The 19,735-nt window shown below is 57.6% G+C and carries 19 protein-coding genes; 13 read left to right on the top strand and 6 right to left on the bottom strand.

From position 1 onward, the window contains the following. The first annotated feature begins 104 nt into the window (after positions 1 to 104). The 13 genes from tolQ to ACR0EV_RS16550 all read left to right on the top strand — a co-directional run bounded on the left by tolQ (position 105) and on the right by ACR0EV_RS16550 (position 13,136). Positions 105 to 800 carry a protein TolQ gene (gene tolQ / locus ACR0EV_RS16610; RefSeq protein ID WP_171186917.1) on the top strand — a complete coding sequence of 232 codons (696 nt, stop codon included), beginning with the start codon at positions 105 to 107 and terminating at the stop codon, positions 798 to 800. A gap of 2 nt (positions 801 to 802) precedes the next feature. Continuing rightward, positions 803 to 1,279: a protein TolR gene (gene tolR, locus ACR0EV_RS16605; RefSeq protein WP_480801099.1), complete on the top strand. Its 477-nt coding sequence runs from the start codon at positions 803 to 805 to the stop codon at positions 1,277 to 1,279. A gap of 9 nt (positions 1,280 to 1,288) precedes the next feature. Then, positions 1,289 to 2,392 (top strand): energy transducer TonB, encoded by a 1,104-nt coding sequence (locus ACR0EV_RS16600; protein WP_480801098.1) that lies wholly within the window; start codon positions 1,289 to 1,291, stop codon positions 2,390 to 2,392. Beyond that, entirely contained in the window at positions 2,389 to 3,708 is a 1,320-nt protein-coding gene (gene tolB / locus ACR0EV_RS16595) for a Tol-Pal system beta propeller repeat protein TolB (RefSeq protein ID WP_480801097.1), read from the top strand. The genes ACR0EV_RS16600 and tolB overlap by 4 nt, the downstream gene beginning before the upstream one ends. 72 nt (positions 3,709 to 3,780) lie before the next feature. Next, positions 3,781 to 4,287, top strand: coding sequence for a peptidoglycan-associated lipoprotein Pal (gene pal / locus ACR0EV_RS16590; RefSeq protein ID WP_480801096.1), 507 nt, complete (start codon positions 3,781 to 3,783; stop codon positions 4,285 to 4,287). A gap of 4 nt (positions 4,288 to 4,291) precedes the next feature. Next, positions 4,292 to 5,113, top strand: coding sequence for a tol-pal system protein YbgF (ybgF, locus tag ACR0EV_RS16585; RefSeq protein ID WP_480801095.1), 822 nt, complete (start codon positions 4,292 to 4,294; stop codon positions 5,111 to 5,113). Next, a complete protein-coding gene (tilS, locus tag ACR0EV_RS16580) occupies positions 5,104 to 6,363 on the top strand; it encodes a tRNA lysidine(34) synthetase TilS (protein ID WP_480801094.1) in 1,260 nt (419 codons plus the stop codon). The genes ybgF and tilS overlap by 10 nt, the downstream gene beginning before the upstream one ends. A 75-nt stretch (positions 6,364 to 6,438) precedes the next feature. Beyond that, a complete protein-coding gene (gene ftsH, locus ACR0EV_RS16575; RefSeq protein ID WP_480801093.1) occupies positions 6,439 to 8,355 on the top strand; it encodes an ATP-dependent zinc metalloprotease FtsH in 1,917 nt (638 codons plus the stop codon). A gap of 99 nt (positions 8,356 to 8,454) precedes the next feature. Further along, complete coding sequence (locus ACR0EV_RS16570) at positions 8,455 to 9,030, top strand: MOSC domain-containing protein (protein ID WP_480801092.1); 576 nt, start codon at positions 8,455 to 8,457, stop codon at positions 9,028 to 9,030. 165 nt (positions 9,031 to 9,195) lie between these two features. After that, positions 9,196 to 10,872 carry a formate--tetrahydrofolate ligase gene (locus ACR0EV_RS16565; RefSeq protein ID WP_480801091.1) on the top strand — a complete coding sequence of 559 codons (1,677 nt, stop codon included), beginning with the start codon at positions 9,196 to 9,198 and terminating at the stop codon, positions 10,870 to 10,872. 58 nt (positions 10,873 to 10,930) lie between these two features. Then, the gene (locus tag ACR0EV_RS16560) at positions 10,931 to 11,236 is read left to right on the top strand and encodes a chorismate mutase (protein WP_480801090.1); all 306 of its coding nucleotides are present in this window, start codon (positions 10,931 to 10,933) and stop codon (positions 11,234 to 11,236) included. Between the two features lie 52 nt (positions 11,237 to 11,288). Next, the gene (gene folD / locus ACR0EV_RS16555) at positions 11,289 to 12,179 is read left to right on the top strand and encodes a bifunctional methylenetetrahydrofolate dehydrogenase/methenyltetrahydrofolate cyclohydrolase FolD (protein WP_480801089.1); all 891 of its coding nucleotides are present in this window, start codon (positions 11,289 to 11,291) and stop codon (positions 12,177 to 12,179) included. A 363-nt stretch (positions 12,180 to 12,542) separates the two neighbouring features. Continuing rightward, on the top strand, positions 12,543 to 13,136 hold the full coding sequence (locus tag ACR0EV_RS16550; RefSeq protein WP_480801088.1) for a LytTR family DNA-binding domain-containing protein: 594 nt from the start codon (positions 12,543 to 12,545) through the stop codon (positions 13,134 to 13,136). A gap of 2 nt (positions 13,137 to 13,138) precedes the next feature. Here ACR0EV_RS16550 and pdeM read toward each other — a convergent pair whose 3' ends face one another. From pdeM to ACR0EV_RS16520, 6 genes are all read right to left on the bottom strand, one after another. Then, positions 13,139 to 13,801 (bottom strand): ligase-associated DNA damage response endonuclease PdeM, encoded by a 663-nt coding sequence (gene pdeM, locus ACR0EV_RS16545; protein WP_480801087.1) that lies wholly within the window; start codon positions 13,799 to 13,801, stop codon positions 13,139 to 13,141. 40 nt (positions 13,802 to 13,841) lie between these two features. Next, a complete protein-coding gene (locus tag ACR0EV_RS16540) occupies positions 13,842 to 16,253 on the bottom strand; it encodes a ligase-associated DNA damage response DEXH box helicase (protein WP_480801086.1) in 2,412 nt (803 codons plus the stop codon). Positions 16,254 to 16,293: 40 nt separating this feature from the next. After that, complete coding sequence (locus ACR0EV_RS16535) at positions 16,294 to 17,601, bottom strand: ATPase (protein WP_480801085.1); 1,308 nt, start codon at positions 17,599 to 17,601, stop codon at positions 16,294 to 16,296. A 117-nt stretch (positions 17,602 to 17,718) separates the two neighbouring features. Beyond that, positions 17,719 to 18,264, bottom strand: a complete 546-nt coding sequence (locus ACR0EV_RS16530; protein WP_480801084.1) for a prepilin peptidase — start codon at positions 18,262 to 18,264, stop codon at positions 17,719 to 17,721. A 3-nt stretch (positions 18,265 to 18,267) separates the two neighbouring features. Further along, positions 18,268 to 19,119, bottom strand: coding sequence for a tetratricopeptide repeat protein (locus ACR0EV_RS16525; protein ID WP_480801083.1), 852 nt, complete (start codon positions 19,117 to 19,119; stop codon positions 18,268 to 18,270). Between the two features lie 31 nt (positions 19,120 to 19,150). Next, a complete protein-coding gene (locus ACR0EV_RS16520) occupies positions 19,151 to 19,732 on the bottom strand; it encodes a tetratricopeptide repeat protein (protein ID WP_480801082.1) in 582 nt (193 codons plus the stop codon). Positions 19,733 to 19,735: the final 3 nt, after the last annotated feature.

Raw genomic sequence — 19,735 nt, 5'->3', positions numbered from 1 at the left:
TGAGGCCAAGGGTGGTTCTATTGGCTTTTCAACCCCAACTGCGTTAGCGTTTGGCAAAACAAGGCCAAGCAAACGGCCATCAGGCAAAAACAAAGAGCAGGTTCATGGAAGCTGAAACGCTGGCGCTGGCGCAGGAGATCGATTTCTCCATGTGGGGGCTGTATGCCCGCGCGACTTTTATCGTGAAATTGGTGATGTTGATGCTGATCGGTGCATCGATTTGGTCCTGGGGCATTATCATCCAAAAACTGATCAATTATCGGGCTGCGCGTCGCGAGGCGCAAGTGTTCGACGAAAGTTTCTGGTCCGGTAACCCTTTGGATGAGCTGTTTGAGCAGATCGGAACGCAACCGGACGGCAGTTCAGAAAAGATCTTTGCTGCAGGTATGATCGAATGGCGAAGATCGCACCGAAATGATGGTGGGCTGATCGCCGGAGCGACCGCGCGGATCGACCGCTCGATGGATGTAGCCATCGCAAAAGAGGCAGAGACCTTGCAGAAAGGCCTGCCCATATTGGCCACAGTGGGTTCGACCGCGCCGTTTATTGGCCTGTTCGGTACCGTATGGGGCATCATGAATGCCTTTATCGAGATCGCTGAGCAGCAGAACACCAATCTGGCGGTCGTCGCCCCTGGTATTGCCGAAGCGCTGTTGGCGACGGGCCTGGGTTTGTTGGCCGCGATCCCTGCGGTTATTTTCTATAACAAGCTTAGCGCGGATAGTGACCGGATCGTAGGTGGATACGAGGCGTTCGCTGACGAGTTTGCAACCATCCTGTCGCGCCAGTTGGACAGCTGATCATGGGCGCGGCGGTTCAGCAATCTTCGGGCAGTAACGGGCGCAGACGCGGACGACGTCGCGGTCGCGCGCAGCCTATGTCTGAGATTAACGTGACACCCTTTGTGGACGTCATGCTGGTCTTGCTGATCATCTTCATGGTCGCAGCGCCATTGCTGACGGTTGGCGTCCCGGTGGATTTACCCAAGACTGCAGCCAGTGCGCTGCCCGGTGACAACGAAGAGCCACTGACCGTGACGCTCACCGCAGATGGGCGCGTGCAAATCCAGACGACTGATGTCTTGCGCGAAGAGTTGATTGGCAAGCTGCGCGCGATTGCGGCAGAGCGGAGCAGTGACCGTGTATTCCTGCGCGCTGATGGCGCAATTCCCTACGCGCAGGTGATGCAGGTCATGGGCGCGCTGAACGCGGGCGGGTTTTCTAACGTTGGCCTTGTGACCGATACGGGCGGGCCGACGCTGGATGAAGGTGGAGAGTGAGGTCGCACGGTGGATACCGGCACCAAGATTTCGGCGATTGCGCATGTCAGCCTGATTGGCGTCGCGCTTTTTGGCGGCACCTTTCGGTCCGAGCCGTTGCCGATGGCCGTGCAGGATGTTTCCGTGATTACCGCTGAACAGTTTGCGGCCATGACTGCGCAGCGCGACGCGCCTGACGTTTCCGAAGTGCCTGCCGCTTTGCAGCAACCGCCCGAACCCGAGCAGCCCGAAACCACTCCTCCGGAGGCATTAGTTGAAGAACAGCCGCGCCCCGAACCCGTGGCACCTGCTGAACCTGACCCTGAACCAGCGCCTGTAATCGTTGAAGCCCCACCAGAGCCAGAGTTGCCGGAAGAGCCGCCTTCATTGGCCGAGCCTGAGGTGGAAACCGTTGCACAGCCCGTGCAGCCCGAACCAGAAGCGCAGCCGCGCCCTGCTGATCGCGTTGCGCCCGAGGCGATTGCTCCGCCACCGCCCGAGGCAACGCCGGATGAGTTTGAAACGCCTCCTGTGTCATTGGATGAGGGCGCCGAGGTGCAGCAAGAACAGCAAGATCAGACCGCCCCGGAAGAAGCCGCGCCAGAGATCGTGACCGAGGCCGAAGAGACCAAAGAGCCGCTGCTCAGTTCACCTCGTCCGCGCACACGCCCCAACCGGCCCAGCCCGCCGCCGGAACCGGAAGTTGCAGAAACGCCCGAAGCAACCCCGGAACCGGAAGCGCAGGCAGACGAGACCGCGATCAACGATGCCTTGGCTGAAGCTTTGGGGGGCGGTAGCGAACCATCGGGCCCGCCGCTGACCGGCGGTGAAAAAGATGCAATGCGACTGGCTGTGTCCAGATGCTGGAACGTAGGTTCACTCTCTACAGATGCGCTGAACACGGTTGTCGTGGTTGCGTTTTCGCTGAACCGTGATGGTACAGTTGTAGGCGGTAGTATTCGGATGCTGGACAGCTCGGGCGGGTCTGCCGGTGCCGCCAATCAGGCTTACCAGGCTGCCCGACGTGCGATTCTGCGCTGTGGCGCCAAAGGATATGACTTGCCTGCTGACAAATACGCTCAGTGGCAGGATGTTGAGATTACATTCAATCCCGAGAGGATGCGGATCAAATGATGAAACTTCTGACCAGCCTCTTTGTCGGCCTGACCCTGATGTCTGCGCCGGTTTACGCACAAAACGGCCCCCTGCGACTGGAATTGGACCAGGGTATTATTGAACCCTTGCCCTTTGCGGTTCCCAATTTCGTGCCCGATAGCCCCTCGGCGGCACAGTACGCGCAGGATATTTCGCGTGTGGTGGCAGCGGATCTGACCGGGACGGGCCTGTTCCGGGAAATTTCATCGGATGCGTTCATCAGCCGGGTCAGCAGTTTTGAAGCGCCGGTTCAATTTTCCGACTGGAAAGCAATCAACGCTGATGCACTTGTCACCGGGGCAGTCAATGTATCGGGTAAACGATTGACGGTCCGGTTCCGCGTTTGGGATGTTTTCTCGGGTCAAGAGCTTGGCACCGGCCTTCAACTGGCAGGTACGACCGATGGCTGGCGCCGCATGGCACATAAGGTGGCTGATCAGGTCTATAGCCGGATCACGGGCGAAGGTGGATATTTCGACAGCCGAGTGGCTTTTGTGTCGGAAAGCGGACCCAAGGATCAACGCCTCAAGCGACTGGCGATCATGGATTACGACGGTGCAAATGTGCAGTACCTGACCGACAGCTCAGCCATCGTGCTGGCGCCGCGCTTTTCGCCCACAGGCGACCGGTTGCTGTACACCAGCTACGAAAGTGGCAGCCCGCGCATCTATGTTCTGGATGTGGGGCGTGTGAAACGACAGGAACTCAAGACGCAGGACGGCACCATGAGCTTCTCGCCCCGCTTCTCGCCGGATGGTCGGTCGATCGTGTATTCGCTGATTCAGGGCGGTAACACGGATTTGTGGAAGATGGATCTGGCCTCGGGTCAAAGTACACGCCTGACCAACACGCCTGCGATTGAAACAGCGCCCAGCTATTCTCCGGATGGCAGCCGCATCGTTTTTGAAAGCGACCGGTCGGGTACGCCGCAGCTTTATGTGATGCCCGCAAACGGGGGTGAGGCGACACGGATCAGCTTTGGCGCGGGGCGCTATGGCACCCCGGTTTGGTCGCCGCGCGGCGATTTGATCGCCTTTACCAAGCAGAATAAAGGCCGCTTCCACATCGGTGTTATGCGCACAGACGGCTCGGAAGAGCGGTTGTTGACCGCGTCCTTCTTGGACGAAGGCCCCACGTGGTCACCTAATGGTCGCGTCATCATGTTCACGCGCGAAACGCAGGGGGCCAGCGGGCGGGCCTCGTTGTATTCAGTGGATATATCGGGCCGCAACCTGCGCCCGGTACGCACGCCAGATGGCGGCAGCGACCCGTCATGGGGCCCATTGCAGAATTGATCGCAGCAAAGTTCACAACGAATCGCGCCTGTGATAGACAGGCGGCAATAAACAAAACACGAGGCACTTGAAATGAACGTATTGAGCAAAGTTCTGGCGCTGGGCGCGCTGAGTGTGATTGCTGCCTGTACAAATAACGATCCCTCCGCATTGGGGGGCGGTGGCGCAGGTGGCACTGGCGCTATCGTGCCGGGTTCGCCGAGTGACCCGCGTTCGCCGGCATATTTCCAGCAGACGGTTGGCGACCGTGTCCTTTTCGCTGTTGATCAGTCGACCCTTACACCGCAGGCACAAACCGTTCTGCAAGGTCAGGCAGAGTGGCTGTTGGCCAACCCTGATTTTGTTGCCACGATAGAAGGGCACGCGGATGAGCAGGGTACGCGGGAATACAACCTTGGTTTGGGCGCGAAGCGCGCAAATGCGGCACGCGAGTATCTGATTTCCCGCGGGGTGGCAGGCAACCGTCTGACCACCGTCAGCTACGGCAAAGAACGACCGATCGAGATTTGCAGCACCGAGGAATGCTATTCCAAAAACCGCCGCGCGGTGACGGTGCTGACTGGGTCAACTCTGGGGTAAAACGATGCGTATTGCAGGATGGGTTTTGGCGGCCGTTGTTGCAACGGCGGGTGTGGCAAAGGCACAGGATCAGCAGACCCTGGCGGATATTCGTCAGGAACTGACTGTGCTGCATGTGGAAATACAGCGCCTGAAGCGCGAATTTTCCACCACCGGGTCGCCTGCGCCAAACCTGTCCGGCAGTTCGGTGCTTGAGCGTGTCGACGCGATTGAAGCAGAACTTCAGCGTCTGACGCGCCAGACAGAGCAATTGAACCAACGGGTCCAGAACATTGTCACCGACGGCACAAACCGCATCGGTGACCTAGAGTTCCGGTTGGTCGAACTGGAAGGCGGAGACCTGTCCGCGCTTGAGGAGACGTCAACCTTAGGCGGCAACACGGTGTCGGAAACAGGCCCTGTGAATGTCACAACGCCACCTGCAACAGACCAAAGTGAGCTTGCCGTGGGTGAGCGCGCGGATTTCGATACGGCGTCGCAAGCTTTGACAGACGGTGATTTCCAGACCGCTGCCACCATGTTTGCACAGTTCGAGGCAAACTATCCCGGCAGCCCTCTGGCCCCTGAAGCGAATCTTAAACGAGGCCACGCCCTTGAAGGTCTGGGCGACACCCGCGAAGCGGCACGTGCCTTTTTGGCCAGTTTTACCGGTGATTCCGAGGGCGCTTTTGCCCCCGAGGCCCTGTACGAACTGGGCGCGGCATTGGGCCGATTGGGGCAAACCGATCAGGCCTGTATCACGCTGAACGAGGTTGGGGTGCGTTTCCCCTCAGCGCCCGCGTTGTCGAACGCCACGCAAGAGATGACCGCCCTGGGGTGTTCTTGAGCACTCAACCAGACAGCTTGATTACCGACTTTCGGAATCGGTTGCCAGACAATTTGCCCAGCAAACTGGGAATCGCGGTGTCAGGTGGCGGGGATTCTGTCGCCCTGATGCATCTGTTGCACAGAGTTGCGAAAACCGAGGCGGTCACTCTTTACACCGTCACAGTTGATCATGGTTTGCGCCCGGAGGCCGCGCAAGAGGCCGCGGCCGTGGCTCGTGAGGCGGCGGCACTTGGAGTGCAGCACGACGTTTTGAGGTGGTCGGGTTGGGACGGAAAAGGCAATCTTCAGGATCAAGCGCGACAAGCGCGGTATAATCTGATGATAAACTGGGCGAAGGCCCGTGACATCGGCGCAATTGCCTTGGGGCATACCGCAGACGATCAGGCCGAAACTTTGCTAATGCGGTTGGGTCGATCCTCTGGCGTGACCGGTCTGTCAGGTATGTCGTCTGTGCGGCAAAGGGATGGGGTAATTTTGCTTCGCCCAATGCTGGGGATCACCCGCGGTAGACTGCGTTCATACCTGACTGAGATTGGCGCTAATTGGGTCGAGGATCCATCGAATCAGGACACTCGTTTTGACCGGATCAAAGCCCGCGATGCCTTGCAAAGCCTTTCGCCCTTGGGAATCGATGCGTTGTCTTTATCTCGTGTGGCGGAAAATTTGGCTCAGGCGCATAGGGCGTTGGCCGTGTTTGCGCAGGAATCCGCGCGGAATGTGGCACAGGTTGACCACAGCGATGTGAGGGTGGACCAGGCAAGCTTTGCCGCGCTGCCGAGGGAAATCCAAAGGCGCGTTTTGCTGGGAACGCTTCAATGGATTGTGGGGCAGGGCTATCCACCCCGTCAGTCGGCTTTGGAGCAGGCGATGGATGCGATAATTCACGGTCAAGCCGGGTCAATTGCCGGGTGTTTGCTGGTGCCAAAAGACGCGAGTGTTTGGATTTGCAGGGAATTTAAGGCCGTAGAGGGCCAAATTGCCGCATCTGGCGCTGTTTGGGATGGCAAATGGGTGCTAACCGGGCCGGAAATCCCAGACGTGGAAATCCGAGCGTTGGGAGAAAAAGGGTTGCAGCAGGTTCCGGATTGGCGCGCTACCGGACGTCCCAGGCTTGCTTTAACCGCAACGCCTGCCGTTTGGGCGGGTGAAACGGTTCTTGCAGCACCACTTGCGGGATTTGCCAATGAATGGCAGGCTGATCCTGTCTCGGATTGGCCCGCGTTTGACGCATCTTTTTTATCGCATTGAACATAGAACAATCCTCTCTATTTTAAGAGACAACTTGGCAGTTCCTCACCTGCCGAAACTTTTGGGAGATTTTCCTTGGGCAACGCTCGCAATATCGCGTTTTGGGTCGTTCTGTTTCTGCTTATTCTGGCACTGTTCAATCTGTTCAGTGGACCGGGCGGAACGCTTCAGAGCAATGAGAGAACATATTCCGACTTTGTCGGTGCCGTCCAAAGCGGTGAAGTCAAAAACGTGACGCTGGATGGCGAGCAGATCCGCTATACCACCGAAAGTGGCGCGACCTATGTCACGATCAAGCCCGGCGACGCCGAGGTTACAAAGCTGCTGATCGATGAGAACATACCGGTTCAGGCGGTCAAACAACAGCAGTCTGGGTTCCAGTCGTTCCTGATCACGCTGCTGCCCTTCCTGCTGCTGATCGGTGTATGGGTTTACTTCATGAACCGGATGCAGGGCGGCGGCAAAGGCGGCGCGATGGGCTTTGGCAAGTCCAAGGCCAAGATGCTGACCGAAAAGCATGGCCGTGTGACATTTGATGACGTGGCTGGCATCGACGAAGCCAAGGAAGAGCTGGAAGAGATCGTTGAATTCCTGCGCAATCCGCAGAAGTTCAGCCGCCTCGGCGGCAAAATCCCAAAAGGCGCGCTGCTGGTTGGCCCTCCGGGTACCGGTAAAACATTGCTGGCCCGTGCGATTGCGGGTGAAGCGGGTGTGCCGTTCTTCACCATTTCGGGTTCCGACTTTGTTGAGATGTTTGTGGGTGTCGGTGCATCCCGCGTGCGCGACATGTTCGAACAGGCCAAGAAAAACGCGCCCTGTATCGTCTTTATTGACGAAATCGACGCTGTGGGCCGCCACCGTGGTGCTGGTTACGGCGGCGGTAACGACGAACGCGAACAGACCCTCAACCAGTTGCTGGTTGAAATGGACGGGTTCGAGGCCAATGAAGGTGTGATCATCTTGGCCGCGACCAACCGTAAGGATGTTCTGGACCCCGCGCTGCTGCGTCCGGGCCGGTTTGACCGCAATGTGACCGTTGGTAACCCCGACATCAAAGGGCGTGAGAAGATCTTGGGCGTGCACGCGCGCAAAACACCTCTGGGCCCCGACGTTGATCTGCGCATCATTGCGCGGGGTACTCCGGGCTTCTCGGGTGCTGATCTGGCGAACCTTGTGAACGAAGCTGCGTTGATGGCCGCCCGGGTGGGCCGTCGCTTTGTCACCATGGAAGATTTCGAGAACGCCAAAGACAAGGTGATGATGGGGGCCGAGCGCCGCTCAATGGTGCTGACCCAGGATCAGAAAGAAAAGACGGCTTATCACGAGGCTGGTCACGCCGTTGTTGGTCTGGAACTGCCGCTGTGCGATCCGGTCTATAAGGCAACGATCATCCCGCGCGGTGGTGCGCTGGGTATGGTTGTCTCTCTGCCGGAAATGGACCGTCTGAATTACCACCGCGATGAATGTGAGCAAAAGCTGGCGATGACCATGGCCGGTAAAGCGGCTGAGGTGATCAAATACGGTGAAGACCATGTTTCGAACGGTCCCGCCGGTGACATCATGCAAGCCAGCCAGTTGGCTCGCGCGATGGTGATGCGCTGGGGTATGTCTGACAAGGTCGGCAATATTGACTATGCAGAGGCGCATGAAGGCTATCAGGGCAACACTGCAGGCTTCTCGGTGTCCGCGCATACCAAAGAGCTGATCGAGGAAGAGGTGAAGCGCCTGATTCAGCAAGGCTATGAGCGCGCTCACAAGATCCTGACGGACAAGAACGAAGAATGGGAGCGGTTGGCCCAGGGTCTGCTGGAATACGAAACCCTGACCGGCGACGAGATCAAGCGCGTCATGAATGGTGAATCGCCGACCGAGGGCGATGACGAAGGTGACAAGCCGGACGAAGGCAATGCACCCAGCGTTACTGCCATTCCCAAGACGAAGGCAAAGAAATCTCCGCCTGAGGGTGGGATGGAGCCTGAACCTACCGCATAAACACCAAAGACCTGGGCCAAGGCTCGGGTCTTTTTTCTTTTCTTCAGGTCGTTGCCGGGCAATATGCGCCCGTAAGCGCCAAGGAAAAGGGAAACCCAAATGCCGTTCTTGCGGGAAACTGAATACGCAGCCGAAGTGGTTTGGCTCGGCTATGTCCCGGCTGGGCAGTCGCTGCGCGCCGAAGCGGTCCAGGCGCTGGACCTGGGCTTCGATGGCGTGAAGGGTGAACGGCACGCGGGTCTCAACCGTGCATCCTGTGTGCGGGTAAAGAACCTTTATTCCCAAGGCACCGAAATTCGCAACGTCCGTCAATTGTCGGTGCTTTCAGTGGAAGAGCTGGAGCAGATTGCGCTTGAGATGGGTCTTGATGCGCTTGACCCGTCGTATCTTGGTGCGTCGATCGTACTGAAGGGTATTCCAGATTTCTCGCACGTTCCCCCGTCCTCTCGTCTACAGGCGGGGAGTGGTTTGACAATAACCGTGGACATGGAGAACGCGCCCTGCGTTTTACCGGGGCGCGAGATCGAGGCAGATCAACCCGGGCATGGCGCGGCGTTCAAACCGGCGGCAGTGGGGCGGCGCGGCATAACCGGGTGGGTCGAACGCCCGGGGCGGATTGAGCTTGGCGATCGCTTGGCACTGTTTATTCCGGATCAACCCAACTGGGCGCCATAAACAGGTCAGGTTTCCGATTAGAAACCCACGAAATGACCTTACGACGCTTCGCGACACCAGAATGTCGGAATCCATGGCTATTGAGATTGTACACAAGGGTATGGAATGCGCAGCGCCGACGCTTTGCGTCGGCTTTGCACGGTATTCAATTAAGGACCCCGGCCAATGAGCTACAAATCCGATATCGAAATCGCTCGCGAAGCGAACAAAAAGCCGATTCAGGAAATCGGTGCCAAAATTGGCATCGACTCTTCGGATCTGCTGCCCTACGGCCACGACAAAGCCAAGGTCAGCCAGGACTTCATCAACTCGGTTCAGGGCCGCGAAGACGGCAAACTGATTCTGGTAACAGCGATCAACCCGACACCGGCAGGTGAAGGTAAAACCACCACGACTGTTGGTCTGGGCGACGGCCTGAATCGCATTGGCAAGAACGCCATGATTTGTATCCGCGAAGCCTCGCTTGGCCCGAACTTCGGCATGAAGGGTGGCGCTGCAGGTGGCGGTTACGCGCAGGTTGTTCCGATGGAAGAAATGAACCTGCACTTCACCGGCGATTTCCACGCCATCACCTCGGCCCACTCTCTGCTGTCGGCGATGATCGACAACCACATCTATTGGGGCAACGAGTGCGAGATTGACACCCGCCGTGTCGCATGGCGTCGTGTGGTCGACATGAACGACCGTGCGCTACGTCAGATCACCGCCAGCTTGGGCGGCGTGTCGAACGGCTATCCGCGTGAGGCTGGTTTCGACATCACCGTGGCGTCCGAGGTCATGGCGATCCTGTGTCTGGCCAACGACCTGAAAGACCTTGAAAAGCGTCTGGGTGACATCATTGTTGCATACCGCCGTGACAAGACACCGGTCTACTGCCGCGACATCAAGGCAGAAGGCGCAATGACCGTTCTTCTGAAGGACGCGATGCAGCCTAACCTGGTGCAGACGCTGGAAAACAACCCGGCCTTTGTCCATGGTGGCCCCTTCGCGAACATCGCGCATGGCTGTAACTCGGTCATCGCGACCAAGACCGCGCTGAAAGTTGCTGACTACGTCGTGACCGAAGCGGGCTTTGGTGCCGACTTGGGTGCCGAAAAGTTCATGAACATCAAATGCCGCAAGGCGGGTATCGCTCCGTCGGCAGTTGTACTGGTTGCGACTGTACGCGCGATGAAAATGAACGGTGGCGTGGCCAAGGCTGACCTTGGCGCTGAGAACGTCGAAGCCGTTCAGTCGGGCTGTGCCAACCTGGGCCGTCACATCGAGAACGTGAAATCCTTTGGTGTTCCCGTCGTGGTCGCGATCAACCACTTCGTCACCGATACCGATGCCGAAGTCGAAGCCGTCAAGAACTACTGTGCTGATCACGGTGTCGAAGCCGTTCTGTCGCGTCACTGGGAACTGGGCTCGGAAGGGTCGGCACCACTGGCTGAGAAGGTTGTCGAAATCGTTGAAGGTGGTTCCGCGAACTTCGCGCCGATCTACCCCGACGACATGCCGCTGTTCGAGAAAATCGAAACCATCGCCAAGCGCATCTATCGCGCGGACGAGGTTCTGGCCGACAACAAGATCCGCAACCAACTGCGCGAGTGGGAAGAGGCCGGTTACGGTAACCTGCCGGTCTGCATGGCGAAAACCCAGTACTCGTTCTCGACCGATCCGACCCTGCGCGGCGCACCGACCGGCCACTCGGTTCCGGTACGTGAAGTTCGCCTGAGCGCGGGTGCTGGCTTCATCGTCGTTGTCTGCGGTGAGATCATGACCATGCCCGGTCTGCCCCGCAAACCGGCTGCTGAAACTATCTGCCTTAACGACGCAGGTGAGATCGAGGGCTTGTTCTAAGCCGCATTTTGAACCATCTCGTGGTCCGGGGACTTCCCCGGGCCATGAGGAGACCGCGATGCCCACTCTGACACCGCCGCAAGACTGTAACTCGATGCAGGAATTGCGCGTTCAGATCGACAGGCTGGACCGCCAACTGATCGAAATGCTGGTGAAACGCGCCAGTTACATCGACCGCGCGTCCCAGCTGAAACCCGGCGAGGGGCTGCCCGCCCGAATCCCGGACCGTGTTGAAGAGGTGGTTCACCGCGTGCGCAAGAGTTCCGATGAACTGGGTATGGACCCTGATCTTGCCGAAGAACTCTGGCGTATTTTGATAGACTGGTCGATTGCCCGCGAAGAGCGTGTGCTCGGCTCTGAGTGACTGACCGGGCGCATTTTGCGCCCGATCCGTTTTTGAAAGAAGGGATCAAAGGATGGTAGCGCAGGTTATCGACGGTAAGGCATTTGCGGCCAAAGTGCGCGCGCAAGTGGCTGATCAGGTTGCCAAGCTGAAAGAAGAAAACGGCATCACCCCCGGCTTGGCGGTGGTTCTGGTCGGCGAAGACCCGGCCAGCCAGGTCTATGTCCGCTCAAAGGGCAAGCAGACCGTTGAGGTTGGCATGAATTCGTACGAGCACAAGCTGGATGCCGAAACCTCGGAAGAAGATCTTCTGGCCCTGATCGACAAGCTGAACAACGATCCTGCCGTACACGGTATTCTGGTTCAGTTGCCGCTGCCGAAGCACCTGAACGAAGATCTGGTGATCAACTCGATTGACCCTGCCAAGGATGTCGATGGTTTTCACATCTCGAACGTAGGCTTGCTGGGCACTGGTCAGAAGTCGATGGTGCCTTGTACGCCGCTGGGATGCCTTATGATGCTGCGCGATTATCATGGCTCGCTTTCGGGTATGAATGCCGTGGTGATTGGCCGTTCGAACATCGTGGGTAAACCGATGGCGCAACTCCTGCTGGGCGACAGCTGCACTGTGACCATCGCGCACTCGCGCACCAAAGACCTGCCGGATGTTGTGCGTCGTGCGGACATCGTTGTGGCCGCTGTTGGCCGTCCCGAGATGGTGCCGGGCGATTGGATCAAGGAAGGCGCTACGGTGATCGACGTGGGCATCAACCGTATTGAGCGCGACGGCAAGAACAAGCTGGTTGGCGATGTGGATTACGCAAGCGCGGCTGAACGTGCAGGCGCGATCACCCCGGTTCCGGGTGGCGTGGGTCCGATGACCATCGCATGCCTTCTGGCCAACACGCTGACCGCCTGCTGCCGGGCCAACGGCCTACCAGAGCCTGAAGGTTTGACCGCTTAAGTTCCAGTTGTGGGTCGGGCCGTGTAAGCGGCCCGACACCCGGCCCTTGAGCGCAATATGAGATCGGACTGCCCCAAAGCGTCAGGGGCGATCAGATTTTGAATGACTTCCCCAGCTTGAAAAATCGTGATAAGCCTGTATTCCCAGTTGTTTACAGGTTGAGTTTCCCTTGTGTGAATAACACTTGGGCAATGTACGTACAAAAGCAGTATGACGTCTAAGTTAAGTTTAATTCGAAATGCATGTACTCCGCAGAGAGTTACAGCGGGTGTGGTTTTTCTTCCTTTACTGGCCTATGCGTTTCCACCTTTTCTTGTCTCCGAGCTCAATTTTGGGTTGCGTCTTTTGTTTTGGTCCGGAGTGATGGTCCTGGCACTTTCTGTGACCGGACTGGTTCGGAAACTGATGTTAAACAGCCCTCTGCTGCTGAACATTCCAGCCCGTGATTTAGCCTACGCCGGTCTGATCCTGTCTCTGTTTACGCCGTCGCTTTGGGTTTTGGCATGGATCTTATTCACCTGTGGTGGTCAGATGGCACCGGGGGCGCAAACCGTAGCCGTGTATGGGGTGTTGTTGGCAACAGGTCTGGTTTTTGTGCAGCGCAATGACTTGCAGGCCGCAGTGACACCCACGTCTGAAGAAGAAAGACCGAGACTTGTCAAACGTTTGCCAACTGGTTTCAGCGGGCAGATTTATCGCCTGACTGTTCGGGATCACAATGTGGATGTCGTGACCTCAGAAGGTGTCTTTACGCTCCGGTCGCGGTTTACGGATGCCATCGCCGAGATGGAACCGGTTCCCGGTCATTGCTCGCACCGTTCACATTGGGTGACAGACGCGTCCATTACTGGTGTAGAGAAATCAGGCGGCAAGACCTTTTTGAAATTGGTCAACGGCGATCTGGTGCCGGTCAGCCGCAAGTATAAACCGATGCTGGAACAGGACGGTTTGATCTGACCTCAGCGTGGCATAGGTATCATGTGCGGGTGCGGGCCGGTCAGAATAGCTGTTGCGTTCTGGTCCATGAGGTCCGCCAGAACCCGGTCTGAGCTGCGCAACCCACCTGTGAATACACCATAGGCTGGCAGGATCAGCCGGTTGCTGTCCAAAAGAAAAGCGGGGCGTGAGATATGCCTCCCTTTCAAACGGATCTGCGCTTTTGGATGATAGTGGCCAGAGACTTCTCCTTGCGGATGGTCTTCTGCAATATGGCGAAAGACCAGCGGACCGCAGCGCCATTCGAACAAGTGCGTTCCGCCCAACTCAATCGGCCCTGGATCGTGGTTGCCTTCGATCCATATCCATTTGCGCCCGGCCTGCAATGTAGAAATCCGAAGCCTTTCGGCTGAAGTCAACGCCTGCGCGGCCTCAATGTCATCGAAGCTGTCACCCAGACATAGTACAGTTTCCGCGTTGGTGCGTTCTATGTCACTCGCCAACCGATCTAGCGTTTCGCTTGTGTCGTAAGGGGGCAATGCAGGCCCACCGCGCCTTATCATTCGTTCGGATTTACCAAGGTGCAGGTCTGAGACACACAGTAACTGGCGCTCGGGCCACCACAGTGCGCCCGATGGCAAAGCGACGAGGCGCTGTCCTGCAAAGGAAAACTCGTATGCGTTCATGATACGTTCTTGGCGTGTTTCTGCGTCCGGCGCAAGGGGATCAAAGCTGATCAAGCCCGGCCGCCTGCATCAGACGTGCGCTTTCCTCGGCCAGCAAACGCTCCTCTGCCGCGCCTTTGACAGGCACTTTCCCGACCTCCAGAAACAACGGAGCAGACAAAGGGGATACACGATCCAGGCGGAGCAGATCCACACGGTCTCCGATCCGGTCCAGCATCGCTTCGATCCGGCCAAAATCAACCAGCCCGCGCATGGCTTCTTCGCGGGTGATCTGCATCAGTAGGTGATTAGGATCGTATTTCAGTAGGGTATCGTAAAGGATATCAGACGAAAACGTCGCCTGCCGTCCGCTTTTCCTCTGTCCCAACGTATTGCGTTCGATCAGGCCTGCTATGGTAGCTGAGGCCCGAAAGGTGCGTTTCATCACGGCATTGCCAGCCAGCCAGGTGTCCAACCCGTCGCGCAGCGCGTCGCGTTGAAACAACGGGGTAGGGTCGGTGACAGCATCCAGCCCCCAGATCAGCGTGGCGTAGTCAGTCGCAACAAAGCCCATTGGTGCCAGGCCGGTATCCTCCATCCGTTTGGTTAGCAGCAGGCCGAGTGTTTGCTGCGCGTTGCGGCCGGCAAAACCATAAACGCATAGATGTTCCCGGCCGTCGCTTGGAAAGCTTTCGATCAGCAGGCGGTCGCGCTGAGGCAGGCGCGAGATCTGTCTCTGCAAGGCCAGCCAGTCCGCTGTGTGCGGCGGCAATTGCGGCCAATCCTCTTGAGCAAACATGCGCAGAATGCGGTCGCTGAGCTGGGTAGAGGTCGCGAATTTCGTGCCCGAAAAGGTCGCGATCTTGGGCTTGCGATCAGCGCGGCGGCTGACCTCGACCACCATTTCGCGCAGACCCTCATACCGCACGATTTGCCCGCCGATCAGAAATGTATCGCCGTGCGTCAGTGAGGCTGCAAAGGCTTCCTCGACCTCTCCCAACGGCTTACCGCCCCGGCTGCGCTTTAGGCGCACCTTCAGAGTGTCAGTGTCCTGAATCGTGCCCAGATTCATGCGGATGCGCGAAGCTGCACGGGGATCCCGTAGTTGCCATTGCCCGTCGGCACGCTGTTGCAATCGCTGCCAGCGGTCATACGCCCTAAGAGCGTAGCCGCCAGTGGCACAGAAATCGAGACACGCGTCAAACGCGGGCCGGGTCAGATGCGCAAAAGGCCCGGCAGACGTCATCTCGGTAAAAAGGTCATCGGCGTCGAACGGTCCGGCGCATGCGGCAATCAGGATGTGCTGGCACAAGACATCGCGAGGGCCGGGGCCTCGCGGTTCACCGTCAAGATCATGGGCTTTTGCGGCCTCCAACGCGGCGATGCATTCGACCACCTCAAACCGGTTGGCAGGCACCAACAGGGCCTTGGAGGGCGCGTTGTAGCGGTGATTGGCTCGTCCGATCCGTTGCACCAGACGTTTGACATTCTTGGGTGCTCCGATCTGGATGACCAGATCCACGTCGCCCCAATCGATGCCCAGGTCCAAAGAGCCTGTGCAAACGATCGCGCGCAAATCCCCCCGGACCATCGCAGCCTCGACCCTCTCACGTTGTTGCCGGTCCAGGCTGCCGTGATGGATGCCAATCGGCAGGCCATCTTCGTTTGCCAGCCACAGGTTGTGAAAGAAGATTTCGGCCTGCGCGCGGGTGTTGTGAAAAATCAGCGTGGTTTTATGTTGCCGGACTTGTTCCAGCACGGCAGGGATCGCATGAGCCGCGCCACCACCCGACCACGGCGGCATCTCGACCGTTTCCAGCATTCGGATATCCGGGTCCGGGCCGGGATCCGCCTGTACGATCTGGCACGGGTCAGGATGGCGGGCCAGAAAGCGGGCAATCGCTTCAGGGTCCTCGACCGTGGCCGACAAACCAACGCGGCGCAGATCGGGGTTGAGACGTTGCAGTCGTGCTAAAGCCAGCATCAACTGATCGCCGCGCTTGCTTTCTGCCAGTGCATGGATTTCATCAACGATGATCCGCTGCAACCCATCAAACATGCGTGGTGCATCCTCGTACGAGGTCAACAGGGCCAGACTCTCGGGCGTTGTCAGCAGGATATGAGGCGGATCTGCGCGTTGGCGTTTCTTTTGAGTGGCCGAGGTGTCCCCAGTGCGATCTTCGATCCGGATGGGCAGGCCGATTTCGTCCACAGGCGTTCGCAGGTTTCGTTTGATGTCCGCCGCCAGCGCCTTGAGGGGTGAAACATAGATCGTGTGCAACCCGCTATGGGCACCGTCGGCCAACTCAGCCAGAGTGGGCAGAAACCCTGCCATGGTCTTTCCGCCACCTGTCGGAGCGATCAGCAAGGTCGCGGGGTCTTGCGCCCGGTCGAACATCTCATGCTGATGCGGGTGGATGGACCAGCCTTTGGCGGAAAACCATGTGCCAATCCGAGCGGGAATCTGCGTCATGGACACAGATTACCCGCCCGGAGGAGGAATTGGCATGGCGTTATTTGACGATTTTCTCGTCTTTTACGAACATGTTGGCCCAGGCGCGGTCGATCAGCTCGGGGCTCATCTGATAAGGGATGCCTTCGAACTCGCAGATCGAAATCATCTGATCGATCAGGAAGATCGGTTGATAGTTGGCGTAGATGTTGTTGATGGTCGGGTATTTAACCTTCAGCAGATGCACCAACGCCGCCTCATCCAGAGGCATTCCGCGCTTGCGGGCCACCATGGCAAAGATTTTCAGGAAGTTTTCCTGGTTCGGACCGTCGATTTTGATCTTGAAGAAGATCCGGCGCAAAGCCGCTTGGTCGAAGATCTCGTTCGGGTGGAAGTTGGTCGAGAAGATAACGAGCGTATCGAACGGCACCTCGAACTTTTCACCCGACTGCAGGCCGAGGATATCCTTGTTCTCTTCCAATGGAACAATCCAACGGTTGACCAGCGCCTGCGGCGGTTCGGCCTGACGGCCAAGGTCGTCCACGATGAAGATGCCGCCGGTCGATTTCAGCTGCAAGGGGGCCTGATATGTGCGCGCGGTCGGGTTGTAGACCAGATCCAGCATGCTGAGCGACAGTTCACCACCGGTCACAACCGTGGGTCGTTCACATTGGACATAGCGCGAATCAAATCGTTTGCGGCGGCGCAGGCTGTTGGGGTCGTCAGGCTCTTGCTCGATCGCAGTGTGAACGATCGGGTCATAGACGGTGATCACCTGACCGGCATATTCGATGGCGTAAGGCACATAGACATTGTCCCCAAGCGCGTCGCGGATACCGTTCGAAATCGAGGATTTACCGTTACCCGGAGGGCCGTACATAAGAATCGACCGGCCCGCGCTGACCGCAGGGCCGAGATGGTCCAGCAGACTGTCGGGCAGAACCAGATGACCCATCGCGCCAACCAATTGCTCTCGGGTCACCTGTATGTTGCGGATCGACTGGCGTTTGACCTGCTCGCGATACACGTCCAGCGGAACAGGCATTGCACCGAAATACTCTGACTGGCTCAGCGCGTCCAATGCGCGGGCCTTGCCTGCATCGGTCAGCTGATACCCCATCTCGTTACCGCTGTTGGCATTCAGCGTTCCGGTCGCTTCCAGCAGCTTCTGGTCGCGTGCGATGTCGACCAATTCTTGCGTCACCGCGCCAGGCAAACAGATGGCTTCTGCGATTTCAGAAACGGTGCTGGCATTTTTGCGGAAGACGGTTTTCAGCATAATGTCCCGCATCATCACCAGCGGAAGTCTCATTTCACCCAATCCCTTAGGGGCAGGGGGGGCCAAAACTGCGGAAGTCTGCATATTCATGCGCGTTGCTCGTTCGTCAAATTGTCACGCCAAATGCCCGAATGAGGGCGGTTTGGAGAAAAAATGACCCAGCTTTGTGGCGGGACAAAGGCAATGGCAAGGCGTGCTGATGATAGTTTACGATCCGAGAACAGTGCCCAAAATCAGATACATGGCCAGTGATCCTGCCAGAGCCAGCCCCATTGGGAACTGTTTGCCACGATCCCAGCTTTCCCAATGCGGCGCAATGGCCCGCAACGGTGTGTGCTTGGCCAGCCGATGTGTGACAACAGCGGCCAGAATACATGCCATCAGGATCATCACGATCACCCTGAAGTCGTCCCACCAGAGAAATGCTGACGCTGCCGCCATAAACTTGGCGTCACCAGCCCCCATAGCTCCTGCGGCATTTAGAATGATGCCCAAAAGCAAAATCACAATAATATGAAGCAGTTGCCAGGCGTATACTGGTAACGATACGGACAAAGGTCCCAGATCTCCGCTGAGCCATTCCGTGGACCAGGGTGGAAGCGCGATCAGACCGACCACCACAAATACGAGCGCAAGCGCGTAGACCGCATGGTTCTTGATCCGCATGTCACGCATATCGGTGAAGGCGACGTAAAAACAAATCGGCAGCACAAACGGCAAAAACCAAGCCGCGGCGGCTGCGGGGATGTACATGTATCAGGCCCCTTCAAGCGCACGAAGCGAGCGGACCGCTTCGTCAAAGTGCTGCGGATGCGTTGCAATTGCTTCGCGGAACAGGTTCTTGGCGGTTGTAACGTCGCCCTGCTTGACCGCTGAAATGGCCATCGTGTTTAACAGCCGTGCGCGTTCGATCTGGCTCATCGGAACGACCGGCAAGCTATAATTTCCCTGCGCCGACCGAGCGAGGACAAGATTGTTTTTTGCTGTGAACAAAGAGCTGTCCTGACGGATAGCGTCGGTGAACAGGCGTTCGGCCTCGGCATATTGACCGCGGGTCAGTTTTGAATAACCCCAGTTGTTCATCACGCTGCCTGGCCGAGTGGTCAGACCGACAGCAGTTTCATAAAAATGGTCTGCCCGTTTCCACTCTTTGCGTGAATCCGCGACCACTGCTTCAAGGCGATACCGTTTGAAGGTTTCAAAGGTCGGTGGAACGGAATCCAGTACGGTTTTGGCTTGTGCCCAGTCGCCGTTGCGAACCAATGCATCTGCGTATTCGACTTTGTCAGCGGCGTTCGTGCCCTTCATCGACGTCACGCGTTTCCAGGCGGCGGCGGCTTCGGTCGTGCGTTTAGCCCGGCCCAGTGAAATAGCCAATCCGCGTTGAAGATCGATCCGGTCAGGGTTCTTGCTTGCGGCACCATGGAAATAGGTCACAGCCTCGTTTGGGTCAGCTGCGTTCAGAAGCACATCGTTCAGGTTGGTTTCGTCAATAACGTTCACCTCTTGAAAGGTGCGTTCAACCTTTTCCTCTTCGGTTTCCTTTGCACAGGCCGAAAGGATCAGACCGCTGATAATGACAGTCGGAATCAAGAATTGCTGGCGCATTTTTTTGCGTCCTTTACTGCTCTTGCCTCAATTACTGGATCTTGCGGAGCGTAAATTGCCCGTCGCCCTGCTGTTCCAGTGTGTATTCTTGTTCTTGAACAGTAGTATTAACAGGATTTTCCATTTTTGCGAGTGCTAAGCGCAGATTGTCCCGGATTGCGTCACTTTCGCCATTGTCCAGCGCAAACGCCCGTTGAAACACTTGCGCGGCCTCAGGGTATTCCTGCTTTTCCATCAGCAAAACGCCCAGATTGTTCCATGCAACCGGCCAGTCAGGCTCATCCTCTACAGCCCGGCGCAGCAGCTTTTCAGCTTGCCCCAGTCGTCGCAAGCCTAGGTTGGCCGTTCCAAGAGATGTCAGGATCTGTGTCGTCATACCCTGATCAAGGGCCGCGCGGGAAAAGGATTCCAACGCCAGTTCGTACTCTCCGGCAGCCATTAGCCGGTTTCCTACCGTGATGCTGTCTTCAGCCTGGGCTTTGTGATCAACACCCGGCGCATCCAGACCGTTGGATGACAGCCCTTCCGTGCAGGAAGCCACCACAGCGCAAACTGTGGTGGCCCAGAGTATTCGGCGAACCCCGAAAGGGAAGCACCTGAATTCAGTTTTCATAGG

Source organism: Ruegeria sp. CF8 (assembly GCF_056537285.1).
The sequence above is the reverse complement of the archived record's forward strand: the minus strand, read 5'-3'. Positions and strand labels throughout refer to the sequence as shown.